The organism is Levilactobacillus yonginensis, from assembly GCF_003946265.1.
In the GTDB taxonomy this organism is placed as follows: Bacteria; Bacillota; Bacilli; order Lactobacillales; family Lactobacillaceae; genus Levilactobacillus; species Levilactobacillus yonginensis.
In genome coordinates this window covers 143746-157636 of sequence record NZ_RHNO01000002.1, presented here as the reverse complement: position 1 = coordinate 157636, position 13891 = coordinate 143746, and the positions used below count along the sequence as shown (strand labels likewise).

Annotated in this window: 12 protein-coding genes; 2 read left to right on the top strand and 10 right to left on the bottom strand. The window is 49.3% G+C overall.

Features of this window, described 5'->3' with window-relative positions:
• Positions 1 to 123 precede the first annotated feature (123 nt).
• Positions 124 to 765 (top strand): PAQR family membrane homeostasis protein TrhA, encoded by a 642-nt coding sequence (trhA, locus tag EKM87_RS01965; protein WP_125681289.1) that lies wholly within the window; start codon positions 124 to 126, stop codon positions 763 to 765.
• A 528-nt stretch (positions 766 to 1293) separates the two neighbouring features.
• Here trhA and EKM87_RS01960 read toward each other — a convergent pair.
• From EKM87_RS01960 to EKM87_RS01945, 4 genes are read right to left on the bottom strand one after another with little or no spacing between them, the layout of a single operon-like run.
• Positions 1294 to 1788: a dihydrofolate reductase gene (locus tag EKM87_RS01960; RefSeq protein WP_125681287.1), complete on the bottom strand. Its 495-nt coding sequence runs from the start codon at positions 1786 to 1788 to the stop codon at positions 1294 to 1296.
• 21 nt (positions 1789 to 1809) lie between these two features.
• Positions 1810 to 2760 (bottom strand): thymidylate synthase, encoded by a 951-nt coding sequence (locus tag EKM87_RS01955; RefSeq protein WP_125681285.1) that lies wholly within the window; start codon positions 2758 to 2760, stop codon positions 1810 to 1812.
• 11 nt (positions 2761 to 2771) lie between these two features.
• On the bottom strand, positions 2772 to 4667 hold the full coding sequence (locus EKM87_RS01950) for an ABC-F family ATP-binding cassette domain-containing protein (RefSeq protein ID WP_125681283.1): 1896 nt from the start codon (positions 4665 to 4667) through the stop codon (positions 2772 to 2774).
• 28 nt (positions 4668 to 4695) lie between these two features.
• Positions 4696 to 5892 carry a CCA tRNA nucleotidyltransferase gene (locus EKM87_RS01945; protein ID WP_125681281.1) on the bottom strand — a complete coding sequence of 399 codons (1197 nt, stop codon included), beginning with the start codon at positions 5890 to 5892 and terminating at the stop codon, positions 4696 to 4698.
• Between the two features lie 220 nt (positions 5893 to 6112).
• Here EKM87_RS01945 and EKM87_RS01940 point away from each other — a divergent pair, with 220 nt between their 5' ends.
• The gene (locus EKM87_RS01940; protein WP_125681395.1) at positions 6113 to 6961 is read left to right on the top strand and encodes a YitT family protein; all 849 of its coding nucleotides are present in this window, start codon (positions 6113 to 6115) and stop codon (positions 6959 to 6961) included.
• Between the two features lie 130 nt (positions 6962 to 7091).
• Here the strand turns inward: EKM87_RS01940 and EKM87_RS01935 are convergent, their stop codons facing one another.
• The 6 genes from EKM87_RS01935 to EKM87_RS01910 form a co-directional block, all read right to left on the bottom strand.
• Positions 7092 to 8351 carry a tetratricopeptide repeat protein gene (locus tag EKM87_RS01935; protein ID WP_125681280.1) on the bottom strand — a complete coding sequence of 420 codons (1260 nt, stop codon included), beginning with the start codon at positions 8349 to 8351 and terminating at the stop codon, positions 7092 to 7094.
• 809 nt (positions 8352 to 9160) lie between these two features.
• Positions 9161 to 9448, bottom strand: coding sequence for an HU family DNA-binding protein (locus tag EKM87_RS01930; RefSeq protein ID WP_225421803.1), 288 nt, complete (start codon positions 9446 to 9448; stop codon positions 9161 to 9163).
• A gap of 227 nt (positions 9449 to 9675) precedes the next feature.
• Positions 9676 to 10983 (bottom strand): ribosome biogenesis GTPase Der, encoded by a 1308-nt coding sequence (gene der, locus EKM87_RS01925; RefSeq protein WP_125681278.1) that lies wholly within the window; start codon positions 10981 to 10983, stop codon positions 9676 to 9678.
• A gap of 96 nt (positions 10984 to 11079) precedes the next feature.
• Complete coding sequence (gene rpsA / locus EKM87_RS01920) at positions 11080 to 12390, bottom strand: 30S ribosomal protein S1 (RefSeq protein ID WP_125681275.1); 1311 nt, start codon at positions 12388 to 12390, stop codon at positions 11080 to 11082.
• A gap of 79 nt (positions 12391 to 12469) precedes the next feature.
• Positions 12470 to 13150: a (d)CMP kinase gene (cmk, locus tag EKM87_RS01915; RefSeq protein WP_125681274.1), complete on the bottom strand. Its 681-nt coding sequence runs from the start codon at positions 13148 to 13150 to the stop codon at positions 12470 to 12472.
• Between the two features lie 33 nt (positions 13151 to 13183).
• Positions 13184 to 13840: a LysM peptidoglycan-binding domain-containing protein gene (locus tag EKM87_RS01910; RefSeq protein ID WP_125681272.1), complete on the bottom strand. Its 657-nt coding sequence runs from the start codon at positions 13838 to 13840 to the stop codon at positions 13184 to 13186.
• Positions 13841 to 13891 lie beyond the last annotated feature (51 nt).

Here is a 13891-nt window from a genome sequence, read left to right as displayed (position 1 = left end):
TGGTTTATGCTACAATATGCGTAATGAAACATACGGTAATAGTATAGCAGAGTTGGTCGATTTTTTCAGTAAGTTGTTTACGAACACCAATGAATGCTATGCACCGTATAAGGAGGATTTGGTTTGACAAAAGAACGCAGCCGCACCTACCAGATTGTAAATGAAGTTTTGAACGCCGCCACTCACGGAATTGGTGCCGCCCTAAGCATTGCCGGATTAGTCATTCTACTGTTACAGGCCCACGGTAAGGGTGGTGCCCTCCGGATGACAACTTTCGCCATCTACGGGGCCATTCTGGTGTTATTTTACCTCGCTTCAACCCTTTTCCATAGTTTGTACTTTACCCGCGCGAGTCACGTCTTTCAAATATTTGATCACTGCGCGATTTACTTACTGATTGCTGGTACCTACACGCCGTACAGTCTACTGGTGGTTGGGGGTGCGCTGGGCTGGACCATGTTCGGAATCATCTGGGCCATGGCTATTATTGGGATCGTCTACAAGGCCATCTGGCTGAACCGGTTTCAAAAGGTTTCCACCGTCATCTATGTGGTGATGGGTTGGATGTGCCTAATGGGTATCAAGCCGTTGTACGTGGGTTTGGGGCCAATTGGGTTTGCCCTCCTGTTCTTCGGTGGTGTCTCATTCACCGTCGGGGCAGTGCTGTACAGCTTTAAGGGTGTACCGTTTGGTCACGTTATCTGGCATCTGTTTGTGATGCTAGGGACTGGTCTGATGTACTTCTCAATTCTGTTCTACGCTTAATTGCTTAGGTTCAAAAGAGATAAATGTGCTAGAACGGCCGCTTCGGTGGTCAGGGGCGGCGCCTGCTGTGGGGACGCTTCAGCCAAAGAACAGGCTTCTCGCTCGATTTGAAGCCACGAAAATACTGTGTCTTCAAATACGCCCATGGCCTAAACTAGCAAGAAACGCTAGTTAACGCCATTTTCACAGCTGGCTCCACCCCTGCCCACCTTCGCTGAAATTGTGGATTATCGCAGTGAAGCGTAGATTTTGGGGTTAGCTGGTAAGTCATCAGCAACAGTCCCAAGATAGTTGTTAAATGACGATGACTTGGGTTTAACAAAATTTAAATGTGTACTTTGGAGGGTGATGGATTCCTGAATTTTGGGATCGTCACTCTCCTTTTTTATTTATGTCAGTGTAGTTTACAGACAAATTATTGGGGTTGGAAATCTATTCATAACACTTTGAATCAATTGAACGGATACCGTTAAACGAGTTGAAACACAAAAGTGGCCAGCGAAAGAAATTTCGCCGGCCACAAATTAATTACTGGATACGTTGGAATTGTTCAAACGTGTAATCGTAAGGATTCTTTTCGTTACGGATACCCGGTTGTTGGTTGATTCGCTGGAAGCGACTGTAGTCAACGGTGGGCATCCAGGTGTCCCCGTCAAACCCAGCATCGATCGTTGTTCGGTAGAGCAAATCAACGTCGTCCATGAGACCAGCAAAGATTTGCGCCCCACCCACCACAAAGATTTTTTCTTCGGGACGTTCGTGAGCGTAATTGCGGACAGCATCCAGTGAGTTCAACACGACAACGCCGGCTGGGAACTCACTAGCATCGTGGTGCGTCACCACGACGTTGGTCCGGTTTGGCAACACACTGGGAAAGCTGGCAAACGTGCGGGCACCAGCCACAATCGTGTTACCGGTCGTGACCGTTTTGAAGAAGTGCATGTCTGCTGGCAGGTGCCACGGCAGCTCGCCACGGTGACCAATCACGTGGCCCTGGCTCTCTGCCCATAGGAAAATTAACATCGTACAGTCCTCCTTAGCTGGTTAGACGGCCACTGGGGCCTTGATGGCGGGTTCTGGATCATAACCTTCAACCTTGATATCGGCCATTTCATAATCAAAAATGCTAGATTTTTCAGGATTCAACCACAGCTTTGGTGCCTCGTGAGGCGTCCGTGCTAACTGGGTCTTGACCTGTTCAATGTGATTGCTGTAGATGTGGGCGTCCCCTAGCGTATGAACAAAGTCGCCGACCTCCAGGCCAACCTCCTTGGCAATTAAGGACGTTAAGAGGGCGTAGCTGGCGATATTGAATGGGACCCCTAGGAAGATGTCTCCACTACGTTGATAGAGCTGACAGCTCAATTTACCGTCATTTACGTAGAACTGGAATAACGTGTGACAAGGTGGCAACGCCATTGATGGGACATCGGCTGGATTCCAGGCAGACACGATCATTCGCCGAGAATCTGGATGGGTCCGCAGCGTGTCGATCACGTTGGCGATTTGATCAATAGTTTCACCATTTTTACCCTGCCAAGCGCGCCACTGACTGCCATAGACCAGCCCCAGGTCACCGTAATGGTCGCCAAAGGCTTGATCATTTAGAATCTTGTCGTCAAAGGCCTTCTTTTCGGCCTGATACTGTTGCTTGAAATCGTCGTCCACCAAGGAACGACGGCCAAAGTCGGTCATATCTGGCCCATGGTAGTCGGGACTGTCAACGTAGCGCTGGAAAGCCCATTCGTCCCAGATGTGATTGTGGTGTTGTAGGAGAAAACGAATATTCGTGTCGCCCTTCAGGAACCAGAGTAATTCGGACTTAATCAAGCCGAATGGCACCTTTTTCGTCGTTAACAGGGGGAACCCCTCCTGCAAGTTAAACCGCATTTGATAACCGAACAAACTCACCGTTCCGGTACCTGTTCGGTCAGACTTCTGGTGACCCTCAGTTAAGACCTTTTTGGCCAGGTCCAAGTAAGCATCTTCTAACACACCCGTCACTCCTATTCTGCGTATTCGCTCAGGTATTCCCACCGAGCCATCTTGTCATCCAACTGTTTGTCGAGATCATCTAACTGTGCCTGCAAATCAGCCAGCTTATCGTAGTTGGCACCGTTGGCGTTCATGGCTTCTTGGACTTGAGACTTCTGGTCCTCTAAGCCATCGATTTCACCTTCGATACCTTCCCACTCTTTCTGTTCCGCGTAGGTCAATTTGACCTTCTTCTTAGGTTCATCGGGTTGGGCGGCTGGTTTAGCGGGGGCCTTTTCCTTGGGCTTATCATCGACGTGCTTCTTTTGCTTCAAAGCGTCATCCAGATAACTACTGAAGCGGCCGGAGTAACGTTCGATGTTCCCATCACCAGTGAAGATGAGGAGTCGGTCGGCCACTTTATCCAGGAAGTACCGGTCATGAGAAACCGTAATCACGGTACCAGCAAATTGGAAAATGTAGTCTTCCAACACGGTCAACGTCCCAATATCGAGGTCGTTGGTCGGTTCATCCAACAGAAGAACGTTCGGTTGTTCCATCAACAGCTTCAACAGGTACAACCGGCGTTTCTCACCACCGGAAAGCTTACGAATCAAGGTACCGTGCATGAACCGAGGAAACAGGAATTGTTCCAAAAGTTCGGCCACACTGACGGCGTTCCCCTGGTTATCCGTGACGGTTTGCCCGACTTCGGAGAGGTAGCTGATCATCCGCTTATCTTCGGGAATTGGTTCGATCTGTTGCGTGTAGTACGCCATTTTGACGGTCTCACCAACTGAAATGATACCGGAATCTAATGGTAATCGTTGGGCGATAACGTTGAGCAGGCTGGATTTCCCGGCTCCGTTATCCCCACTGATTCCAATTCGTTCGCCACCCTGAATCAGGTCGTTGAAGTCCTTGAGAATGGTGTGGTCCCCCAGCTTCAAGTTGGCATCCTTGAGCTCGATGACCTTCTTCCCTAAACGTTGTTGCCCTAGGGAAATGGACACATTACTTTGAACTTGGCGCGTTCCAACGTTGCTCGATAGGTCGTTGAACCGGTTGATGCGGGCCTGTTGCTTGGTAGAACGGGCCTTGGCACCGGCCTTCATCCAAGCTAATTCTTTTTTATACAGTTGTTGTTGCTTCTGATCAGCATCGGCTTCTTGCGAGACCCGTTCGGCTTTTTCCTGCACGTAGGCTTGGTAGTTACCCGGGTACTGGTAAAGTTTCCCAAAATCAAGTTCCCAAATTTGGTTGGCAATCTGGTCCAGGAAGTACCGGTCGTGGGTCACGACCAATAAGGCACCCTTGTAGCTGGCCAAGTACTGTTGTAACCAAGCAATGGAATCGAAGTCCAAGTGGTTGGTGGGTTCGTCCAGCAACAAGAGGTCAGGTGATTGAATCAAGACTTGTGCCAGGCCAACCCGTTTAATTTGGCCCCCGGACATGGTCTTGATTTCTTGAGAAAGATCCGTGATTTTCAGCTGCGTCAGAATGGTCTTGACGTCACTTTCAGCGGTCCAAGCTTCCTCTTCGTTCATCTGGGCTTCGGCGTCCAGGTAACGTTTCTGAGCCTGGTCGTCCTCGGGGTGTTCGCCGTATGCAGCCAAAGCGGCCTCATAACGCCGAATCGTCACGAAGACCTTCTGGTCACCAGAGAAAACGGCGTCCATCACGGTCATATTTTCGTCGAGATCCGGCTTTTGGGTCAGGTAACCAATGGTGTAATCCTTGGGGGTGTTGATCTCCCCTGATTGTTCGTTGCTGATACCCGCTAAGGTGTTGAGCAGCGAGGTCTTCCCACTACCGTTGACCCCAATCAGGCCAATGCGGTCGTGTTCATTGATGATGAAATTCAGATTATCAAATAGCGTTTTTTCACCGTAAGTTCGGTGTAAGTTTTCCGCGCGTAAAGTTTGCATAAGTTTCTCACTCTCTTATATCAGATTCTTAATCGGCGGTGCTGTTAGCAACCAGCGCTGCATTTTCGTTGGGTAATTCGCCCATGACGACCCGGTACTCCAGGTCACCCAGAATGGCACCAAGTTGCGGTCCTGGCTGAACGCCGGCCTTCATCAAATCCCCACCAGAAATGGCGAGTTCCTTCTTCGTTTGAATCGGTAAGGCAGCGAGGTCGCGGGTCAACTGGTTGCTGCGGTCAGGCGCCCCTAAGGTAACGGCCACTTCATTGGCAACGGGCGTTAAGGTCGCGCCACATTGGTAGAGTTGCCAAGCGGTCAGGTCCCCCTGTAACAGTAATTCAGCGGTTTTGGTGGCTGTTTGCACGGCCGCAATCGTTTGGTTGGCCGTCTTCCAGTGCTTCAAGAAGCTACCAATGCCGGTGGTATCCAGCTTAAACTGGGTCGCCAGTAGCGTCCAAGCGGCTTCGTTAGACGTGGCCCCCTGTTGGAGTCGATGGGCCAGCTTGGTCAAGGCTACCTCGTGGGAAGCAAAATCTGGGCAGTACTGCCAGAGACCGGTGTCTAACATATCTTGCAGGCCGCGTTGGGGCATCTTCCCCTGCAACATTTTGAGTAATTCGACCTGCGTGCGTTCAACGGCAATTTTTTCTAGTAAGTCCGCGTGGTCCGTAATGGCCTGCTTAGTCGGCCCTTCAATGGTGAAGTCCAGCTGGCTGGCGAAGCGGACCGCCCGCATCATGCGCAAGGCATCTTCGTGAAACCGTTCTTGAGGATCGCCGACGGCTCGGATCCGGTGTTCCTGGAGATCGGTCAGTCCATCAAAGAGATCAATGACTTCCCCATCTTCCTTCATGGCCAGGGCGTTGATGGTAAAGTCGCGGCGTTTGAGGTCCTCTTCCAGCGACCGGACAAACGTGACCTGGTCTGGCCGACGGAAATCGGTATAGGTCGACTCTGAACGAAAGGTCGTCGTCTCATAGCCGGTGCCGTGGTCCAGAATCATAACGGTTCCGTGTTCGATTCCTGTGTCGACCGTCCGTTTGAATAGGCCCTTAATCTCATTAGGATACGCGCTGGTGGCGATGTCCACGTCGTGAATGTCTTTACCCAAGATGGTATCCCGAACGCTGCCACCGACAAAATAGGCCTCATAGCCGGCCTGCTCGATGGTCTGTAAAACTGGTCGGGCCAGTTCAAACTCCTGTGGTAATTGTTCTAGCTTCAATTCGCTCACCCTTCTACCAGTTATTTCTGTATTACTTCTATATGCCAGTCTAACAGATTCGCTGGCAGAATTGAATTTAAACTCGCTGAGGCGACGTGAGTTTTGTCCGCTGTTTTCTAGAGCGGTGTGCTATGATGAATGAGTTGAGAAATTTAGATGTTGGGAGTGACGGCGGTTGACACAAGTACAGGATGAATCAATCCGCGCAATAGATTTATTAATGATAGGGATTGGTTGTGCCATGCTGGGGTTTGCGTTGGTATTCTTCAACATTGCCAACCATTTGGCCGATGGTGGAATTTCCGGGATCACCTTGATTCTGCGGGCCTTGTTCAAAATTGACCCGGCGTACACCACATTTCTAATTAACGCTCCCCTCGTTTTGATTGGTTGGCGGTTTCTGGGCCGGCAATCGGCGATTTATACAATTTATGGGACGTTCATGTTGTCAATTTCGCTATGGATCTGGCAGCGGGTACCATTTTCCATTGACCTGCACGGTGACCTCTTGCTGGCTTCGCTGGCATCTGGGTTGATTGGGGGCTTCGGTTCCGGCCTTCTCTATCGGTACGGTGGAACGACCGGTGGGACGGATATTGTTGCCCGAATCTTTGAACGTTTCCGCGGGGTCCCAATGGGTAAGACGTTGTTGTGGCTGGATGTCGTGGTTTTACTGATTTCATTGGTCTACGTTAACATTCAGCAGATGGCCTACACGCTGATCTATTCCTACGTATACTCTCGGCTGGTTAACTTTACGCAGGAAGGCGCCTATGCCGCTCGCGGAATCATTGTGGTGTCGGACCACTATCAAGAAATTACGGACAGCATTATGGATGAACTTCAACGGGGTGTGAGTCTGGTCAGCGGCGAAGGTGGTTTTTCCCACCAACCGCGGAAGATGATCTACGTTGTCGTGGCGCCTAGTGAACTATATCGATTACGCCAAATCATTCAGCGAACCGACCCGCGGGCATTCATTTCGGTAATCAACGTGAATGAAGCGTTAGGTGAAGGTTTCTCGTTTGAGGTTCCGAAGACCGGGTTCTTGGGTAAATTTAAACGTTAGTGATTTGGGTTTAGCAACCGCGGGTTTTGCGGTTGCTTTTTTTGTGAAGCCATAAGTTAAAGTAATTATTGTGTGTAAACTTAATTAAAAAAGAATACCCCGCGGCATCCTTTTCTGTAGTACATTTTAGTTAATCCTCGTAGCCTTCCAACATAAGTGCCATTTCAGCATCATCCGGAACGACCTTCACGTACGCCTGTAATAGTTTAACGACGACATCACTGGCCCCTTCTTCACGATAGAAGTAAATCGCTGGCTTCAGGAAGTCTGGCTGGTCCATGAAGAACGGTTGCGCGGCATCGTAGTACTTACGAGCTGCAGCAAAGTCCTCTTGATGGTTCGCCGTGACCGCTAAGTTCCAGTACAGCTGTGGATCAGCGTCTTCGTTAGCCAAATATGGTTTAGCCAACTCGGCATTTTCCGCCCACCGTTCCTGTTTCACGTACAGGTTACTGAGTTGAATGACCGCCGCGATGTCGTCAGCATCCAGCTCATGCCCCTTCTTCAGGTAGCGTTCAGCTAGGTCCTCATCGGCCAATTTAGTGGCCACGTGGGCTGCCTGTAGCCAGAGCTTCTCGTTGTACTGGTCAACGCCTAAACCTTCTTGAAGGGCTTTTAAAGCTTCATCTAGCCGGTTCTCCTGCTCCAGTGCCTGGCCCAGGTAAGGATACAGGGACGTGTAGTGCGCATCACTATCCTTTAGCTCCTCAAACAAGCGAATGGCCGTTGACCGTTCCTTCAGTTGCAAGTAGGTAAACGCCGTTTCAAACTTCACGTCGGGCGTCATGTCCCCCGTGTGGATCTGCTTCAGATAGCCAATCGCCTGTTCAAATCGACCAGCGTTAGCGTAAGCAACTCCCAGCCGTTCGACCAGGTTGACGCGGGACAGTTCGGTAGTTCCGGCCGTAATCAGGTCTAAATACAGCGGAATGGCCTTTCTGAACTCCCGCATGGTGAAGTAGAGTTCTGCCAGGGCAAACGTGATGACGGGCTCGTCAGGCGCCAATTTTTTGGCCGTTAACAGCTTTTGTTCGCTGACTTCGAAGAGTTCCTGAGTCTGATAGAGGTCGGCGGCCACCATCAGGGATTCCACGTAGGCTGGTGAGCCAGGTTGGACCTGATTTAAATATTCCAGCGCCTCATCGTTCTTATCTTCATCAATGGCAATGTCTGCGAGGTTCGTTCGCAACTCATCTTCATCTGGGTACTTCTTGAGGAGCTTCTCGTAGATTCGTCGGGATTGGTTCAGGAAACCTAACGAATAGAGTTCCTCACCCAAACTAAACAACGTGTCATCGTCATCGTGACGTAGTGCCAGCGCATATTGCTTTTTGAAATCTTCGAGTTGTCCCTTTTCCAGTTCATCGAGTGCCGTTTCTGCGTAACTCATTGACCCGCCTCCATCTTGAATCTTTTGTATTATCATTTGGTTATATCCACGTAGCCGCCTACGGTTGTTAGGGGTGGCTACGTGGTGGGGACCGGCCAAAGCCTGTGGTGCGGTCTTTGGCCTCGACTTGAAGCCGTGGCTAGTTCACCACGTCTCCAAGCTCGTCCCACGCTGTAGGTCGGCCCAAAACGCCAACCAACACCGTCGACACCACGGTACCACCCCTAACAACCTCCGGCTACTTTGATGTCTCAAATTTACCCTCAAGTTGCTATATAGTTCAGCTAAAATTTTAAATCACTTAAGCTTTACAACTGGCTTCAAAAATGTTGAATCTGGTTACAATAATCGCCTAACAACCGTGATATATCAAAGTTACCCAACGTACCACGACTAGCACAAATGGCGTTTACTATACTGCCAAAATAGCGCAATCGTAGCCGGAGGTCGCCCAGGAGGGGGCTGGCCGTGACAACGGTGTTAATTGGTGTTTCTCAGCCAATTTACAGCATGGGACGCGTGAGAGACTCGCATGAACTTAGCGGGGCTCACACGTGAGGAGCAAGACCGCTTTTCAGGCTTGATCCGGTCCCCACAGCTAGCACCCTCCTGGGCGGCCGTAGGCGGCAACGTCAACCATTATTTTTTTAACGCAACAGTTAATTATACGCAATTCAGGGTGACTTGCGAAGTAAAAGCCCTCGCCAGCATCAATTATCCCGCTACTTCACTGTTACTTGAATTTAATTAAGGGTAGCAAAAAGCCAGCCCGGCATTCACCGTACTGGCCCTCTACTCGCTAAATAAGATTATTTAACAGCATCCTTTAAAGCTTTACCTGGCTTGAATGCAGGTACTTTGCTTGCTGGGATTTGGATTTCTTGTCCAGTTTGTGGGTTACGGCCCTTACGAGCTGCACGTTCACGTACTTCAAAGTTACCAAAGCCGATCAGTTGAACCTTTTCGCCTTTAGCTAACGTTGCTTGGACAGAATCGAATACTGCATCAACTGCAGCAGTTGCGTCCTTTTTAGTTAAACCAGTTGCAGTTGCAACGTCGCTAACCAATTGTGCTTTGTTTGCCATGTTTGAATTCACCTCCTGAAAGAAGATTAGATGAATGACATCTAGTGGTCATTTTTGAGTGGTCCAAAAATGATGAAACAAATACGGTCAGCCGCATCATTTCTTTATCAAAGATAGCACAGGAAGCCTTGCATGACAAGGGATAACGCCATTTTTTAGCAATTATCGGCCAAGAATCGTGATTTTTAATGAAAAATCGTTAAAATCACGTTAAAAGCTGGTCCTATGCTACTCAAGTCCTACTTCCGTGCACGCTCAATCAAATGGATTGGTGTCCCTTCGAAATCGAAACTAGCCCGAATCTGATTCTCTAAGAATCGCTCGTAGGAGAAGTGCATCATCTTCGGATCATTAACAAAGACCACGAAAGTTGGTGGCGCCACGGCCACTTGAGTGGCGTAGTAAACCCGGAGCCGCTTCCCGTTGTCGGAAGGCGTTGGGTTCAAAGCAATGGCATCCATTACAACATCGTTCAACGTTGCGGATTGAACCCGCTTGTTGTGGTTAGCAGAAACCTTCTTGATCAGTTCAGGTAACTGTTCTAGCCGTTGACCCGTCTTAGCGGAAACAAAGACAATTGGTGCATAACTCAGGTATTGGAACTCCAAACGAATCAGGTTCTGGAAGTCCGTCAACGTATGGTTATCCTTCTTCAAGGTATCCCACTTGTTGACCAAAATAATGATGCCTCGACCCGCTTCATGGGCGTAACCGGCAACCCGTTTATCTTGTTCCCGAATTCCTTCTTCGGCGTTCATGACCATCAGAACCACGTCTGAATCGTCAATGGCCCGCATCGCCCGCATAACACTGTAACGCTCCGTGTTTTCGTAGACTTTCCCTTTTTTACGAATCCCAGCCGTATCGACCATCGTAAATTTGGTATCGTCAGCGGTAAACTTGGTATCTACGGCATCACGCGTGGTACCGGCAATGTTGGAAACGATGACCCGGTCTTCACCAAGCATGGCGTTGACCAAAGAGGACTTCCCAACGTTAGGCCGACCAATCAAACTGAAGCGAATGGAATCGTCCTTAGGCGCGCCATCATCTTCAGGGAATTTCTTCACGACGGCATCCAACAGGTCCCCTAAACCGAGACCATGGACCCCAGAGACGGGATATGGGTCACCGAAGCCAAGTGAATAGAAGTCGTAGATGGATTCCCGAGTTTCGGGGTTATCCGCCTTGTTGACAGCCAACATGACCGGCTTATCGGCACGGTACAGGATCTTGGCCACCTTTTCATCAGCATCGGTCACACCCTCGGGGGCGCTCACGATGAAGACGATAACGTCGGCTTCATCAATTGCAATTTCTGCTTGTTGCGTAATCTGTGTTAAAAATGGTTCATCGCCGAGGTCGATCCCACCGGTATCGATCATCCGAAATTCAGTTCCCAGCCATTCGGCTCGCGTATAAATTCGGTCACGGGTAACCCCTGGGGTGTCTTCGACGATGGAGATCCGTTCGCCGGCGATCCGGTTAAACAGGGTCGACTTTCCCACGTTTGGGCGGCCAACAATGGCAACTACTGGAAATGCCACTATAAATCCCTCCTTAAATTGCTACATTTGACGTGAAAAAGGTCCAGAACGAAACCAACAAAGTTCCGCTCCAGACCCATTTCTCAACCAAACGTATTAGTTGTTTTCGTTATCTTCCATATCTTTCTTCAAGCTATCACCAATCAGATCGCCCAAAGAGAAACCGGTGCTTTCTTCTGGGGCGTTAGCCGTTGAAGTTTCAGCACTGTTCCGGTTGTTACGACGACGGTTGTTGTTACCGCCATTGTTGCTCCGGCTACGGTTGTTGTTACTGCTGCTCCGGTTCTCAGAACCTTCGTCACCAGATTGTGGCTTTTCTTCAAGAGCCTTGATGGACAATGCCAAACGGTGATCGTCTGGACGAACATCTAAGACCTTAACCTTGATTTCTTGACCAACCTTCAGAACGTCAGCAGGCGTTGCGATGTGTTGGTGAGAAATTTGGGAAATGTGAACTAAGCCTTCAACGCCAGGGAATACTTCAACGAAGGCCCCAAAGCTAGTCAAACGCTTAACAGTTCCATCTAAGACGCTACCTTGTGGGGCTTTGTCTTCGATACCGTCCCAAGGTTCTGGTAAGGTTTGCTTGATGGAAAGGGAGATCCGGTCGCGGTCTGGGTCTACAGATAAGACCTTAACTTTAACGTCTTGGCCAACCTTCAGAACATCGCTAGGCTTTTCAACCCGTTCAAAGGCGATTTCAGAAACGTGGACCAAACCATCAACGCCACCAAGGTCAACGAATGCACCGAAGTTAGTCAAGCGAGCAACTTTACCGTCGACAATGTCGCCAGCAGTTAACTTAGCCATGATTTCTTCCTTTTGTGCAGCGCGTTCCTTTTCAACGATAGCACGGTGTGATAAGATCAACCGGTTTTCGCTAGGTTCGATTTCAACGATCTTGAATTCCAAGGTTTGGCCCTTGAATTGTGCAAGATCTTCGACGAAGTGATCAGAAACCATTGATGCGGGAACGAAACCACGAACGCCGGCATCAACAACTAACCCACCCTTAACCACTTGGGTAACAGGGGCAGTTAACGTATGACCTGCTTCGAATTCCTTTTGAATATCGTCCCAAACCTTACGGGCTTCTAAACGACGTTGAGACAGTAAGTAGCTACCGCCTTCCTTGTCAGTTCCGATCCGTGAGATAACGACGAGATCCAAGACGTCACCAACTTTAATTACTTCATTAATGTCATCAACTGGCTTAGTTGAGAGTTCCTTCTTGGGAACGACCCCTTCGATACCAGTATCTGCAATACCAACGATTGCTTGTTGGTCGTCATCAATCGTTAAGATTTCACCCTTAACGACGTCACCGACCTTGACGTTATCGATGCTGTTTAAAGCATCTAATAACTCATTGTTTTCATTGTTTTGACTCGTGCCATTTTCACTCATGCGAATTTTTCCTCCTTGCGACAACTCTATATACTATTTTAGCTGATTATGCTAGTAAAAGCTAGTAAAATGCCTATATCTAGTGGGATTCTTTTTCAGAAATAATTTCGGCGATTTTATCAGCCACTTGTTCGATGCTCATCGAGGTCGTATCTAACCGAATGGCATCCGCCGCTTGGGTCAATGGAGAGACCTTTCGTGTCGAATCCTTCCGATCCCGTTCCTCAATTTCATGCTTTAGTGTTGCTAAAGGTGTCTCAATACCCTTGGCGGCATTATCCTTCAAGCGCCGTTGTGCACGTTCCTCCACGCTGGCCACTAGGAAGATTTTAACTTCTGCCTTAGGCAAGACGGTCGACCCAATGTCGCGGCCATCCATGACGATCCCCCCAGCATCCGCGATATCCCGTTGACGAGCCGTCAATTCTTCTCGAACGGCGGGTAAAGCGGACACTGCTGAAACGGAGTTGGTCACGTCAGGTTGGCGAATGGCCAAGGTGACTTCGGTGTCGTCAACAAACACCTTTTGCACTGGGGTGCCTGGTTCAAACCGAATCGTGATTTGATCCAGTAATTGCTTGACCGCTGCTTCATCGGTCAAGCCCACACCAGCCTGTAACACTTTCCAAGTAATCGCACGGTACATAGCGCCCGTATCACAATATATGTAGTGAAAACGTTGGGCAACGATCTTTGCCACGGTACTCTTGCCGGCCGATGCGGGACCGTCAATGGCAACTTGCAAACCTTGTTTCTCCATGAAAACCAAACTCCTATCAAATGAAATTAACGCCTATTTTACCCGAAGCTTCTGACCGGGGTGTAACGATGAGGCTGAAGACAGCCCATTCAACTGTAAGAGTTCTTGAACAGAAATGCCCGCGTTCGTGGCGACCCGGTAGACCCCTTGTCCAGATTCTACAGTTGCGTACTTTTTACTACCAGTGGTCGTACTCGTACTGCTACTAGTAGTTGTGGCACTAGAACTGGTCTTGTTCGGCTTAGTAGTGGCGCTACTCGTAGCCGAATAACTGCTAGTCGTCTTTGCCGAACTAGCAGTCGTGGTTGAAGTTGTTGATTTTTTTGAGCTGGCCGTCTTGGACGAAGCGGTCTTCTTAGAGGAAGACTTCTTGTGACTGCTCGTCGAGCTCTTGGCGTGTTTGCTAGAAGAACTCGATGAGCCATCTGCGACCTGTTCCGTACTTTGATTTTCAGGTTTATTCACGGCACTTTGTCGTGCTAACCCATAAACTAATGACGCCACTGCGATCACGATGATTATGGCAACTAATATGACTGTCACCATTGTATTCCCGTGATTTTGCCGCCGGATTCTCGTTCGTGACAGGTTCCCCTGATCGTCCCGATCATCGGCAAACGACTGATCCCAAGGATGGGACTCCTTATCCTTCGTATCCTTCGACGTTTGATCGTCACGCTTCTGACTCATCATCTAACCTCCCTGAAAAACTTTCACCCGTAATTGTACCATACCAGATAC

Bases quoted from the DNA above. Each gene is read 5' to 3' on its own strand.
- EKM87_RS01960 (WP_125681287.1), bottom strand. From the start codon at position 1,788: ATGTTAATTTTCCTATGGGCAGAGAGCCAGGGCCACGTGATTGGTCAC.
- EKM87_RS01950 (WP_125681283.1), bottom strand. From the start codon at position 4,667: ATGCAAACTTTACGCGCGGAAAACTTACACCGAACTTACGGTGAAAAA.
- EKM87_RS01940 (WP_125681395.1), top strand. From the start codon at position 6,113: ATGATAGGGATTGGTTGTGCCATGCTGGGGTTTGCGTTGGTATTCTTC.
- EKM87_RS01935 (WP_125681280.1), bottom strand. From the start codon at position 8,351: ATGAGTTACGCAGAAACGGCACTCGATGAACTGGAAAAGGGACAACTC.
- rpsA (WP_125681275.1), bottom strand. From the start codon at position 12,390: ATGAGTGAAAATGGCACGAGTCAAAACAATGAAAACAATGAGTTATTA.
- cmk (WP_125681274.1), bottom strand. From the start codon at position 13,150: ATGGAGAAACAAGGTTTGCAAGTTGCCATTGACGGTCCCGCATCGGCC.
- EKM87_RS01910 (WP_125681272.1), bottom strand. From the start codon at position 13,840: ATGAGTCAGAAGCGTGACGATCAAACGTCGAAGGATACGAAGGATAAG.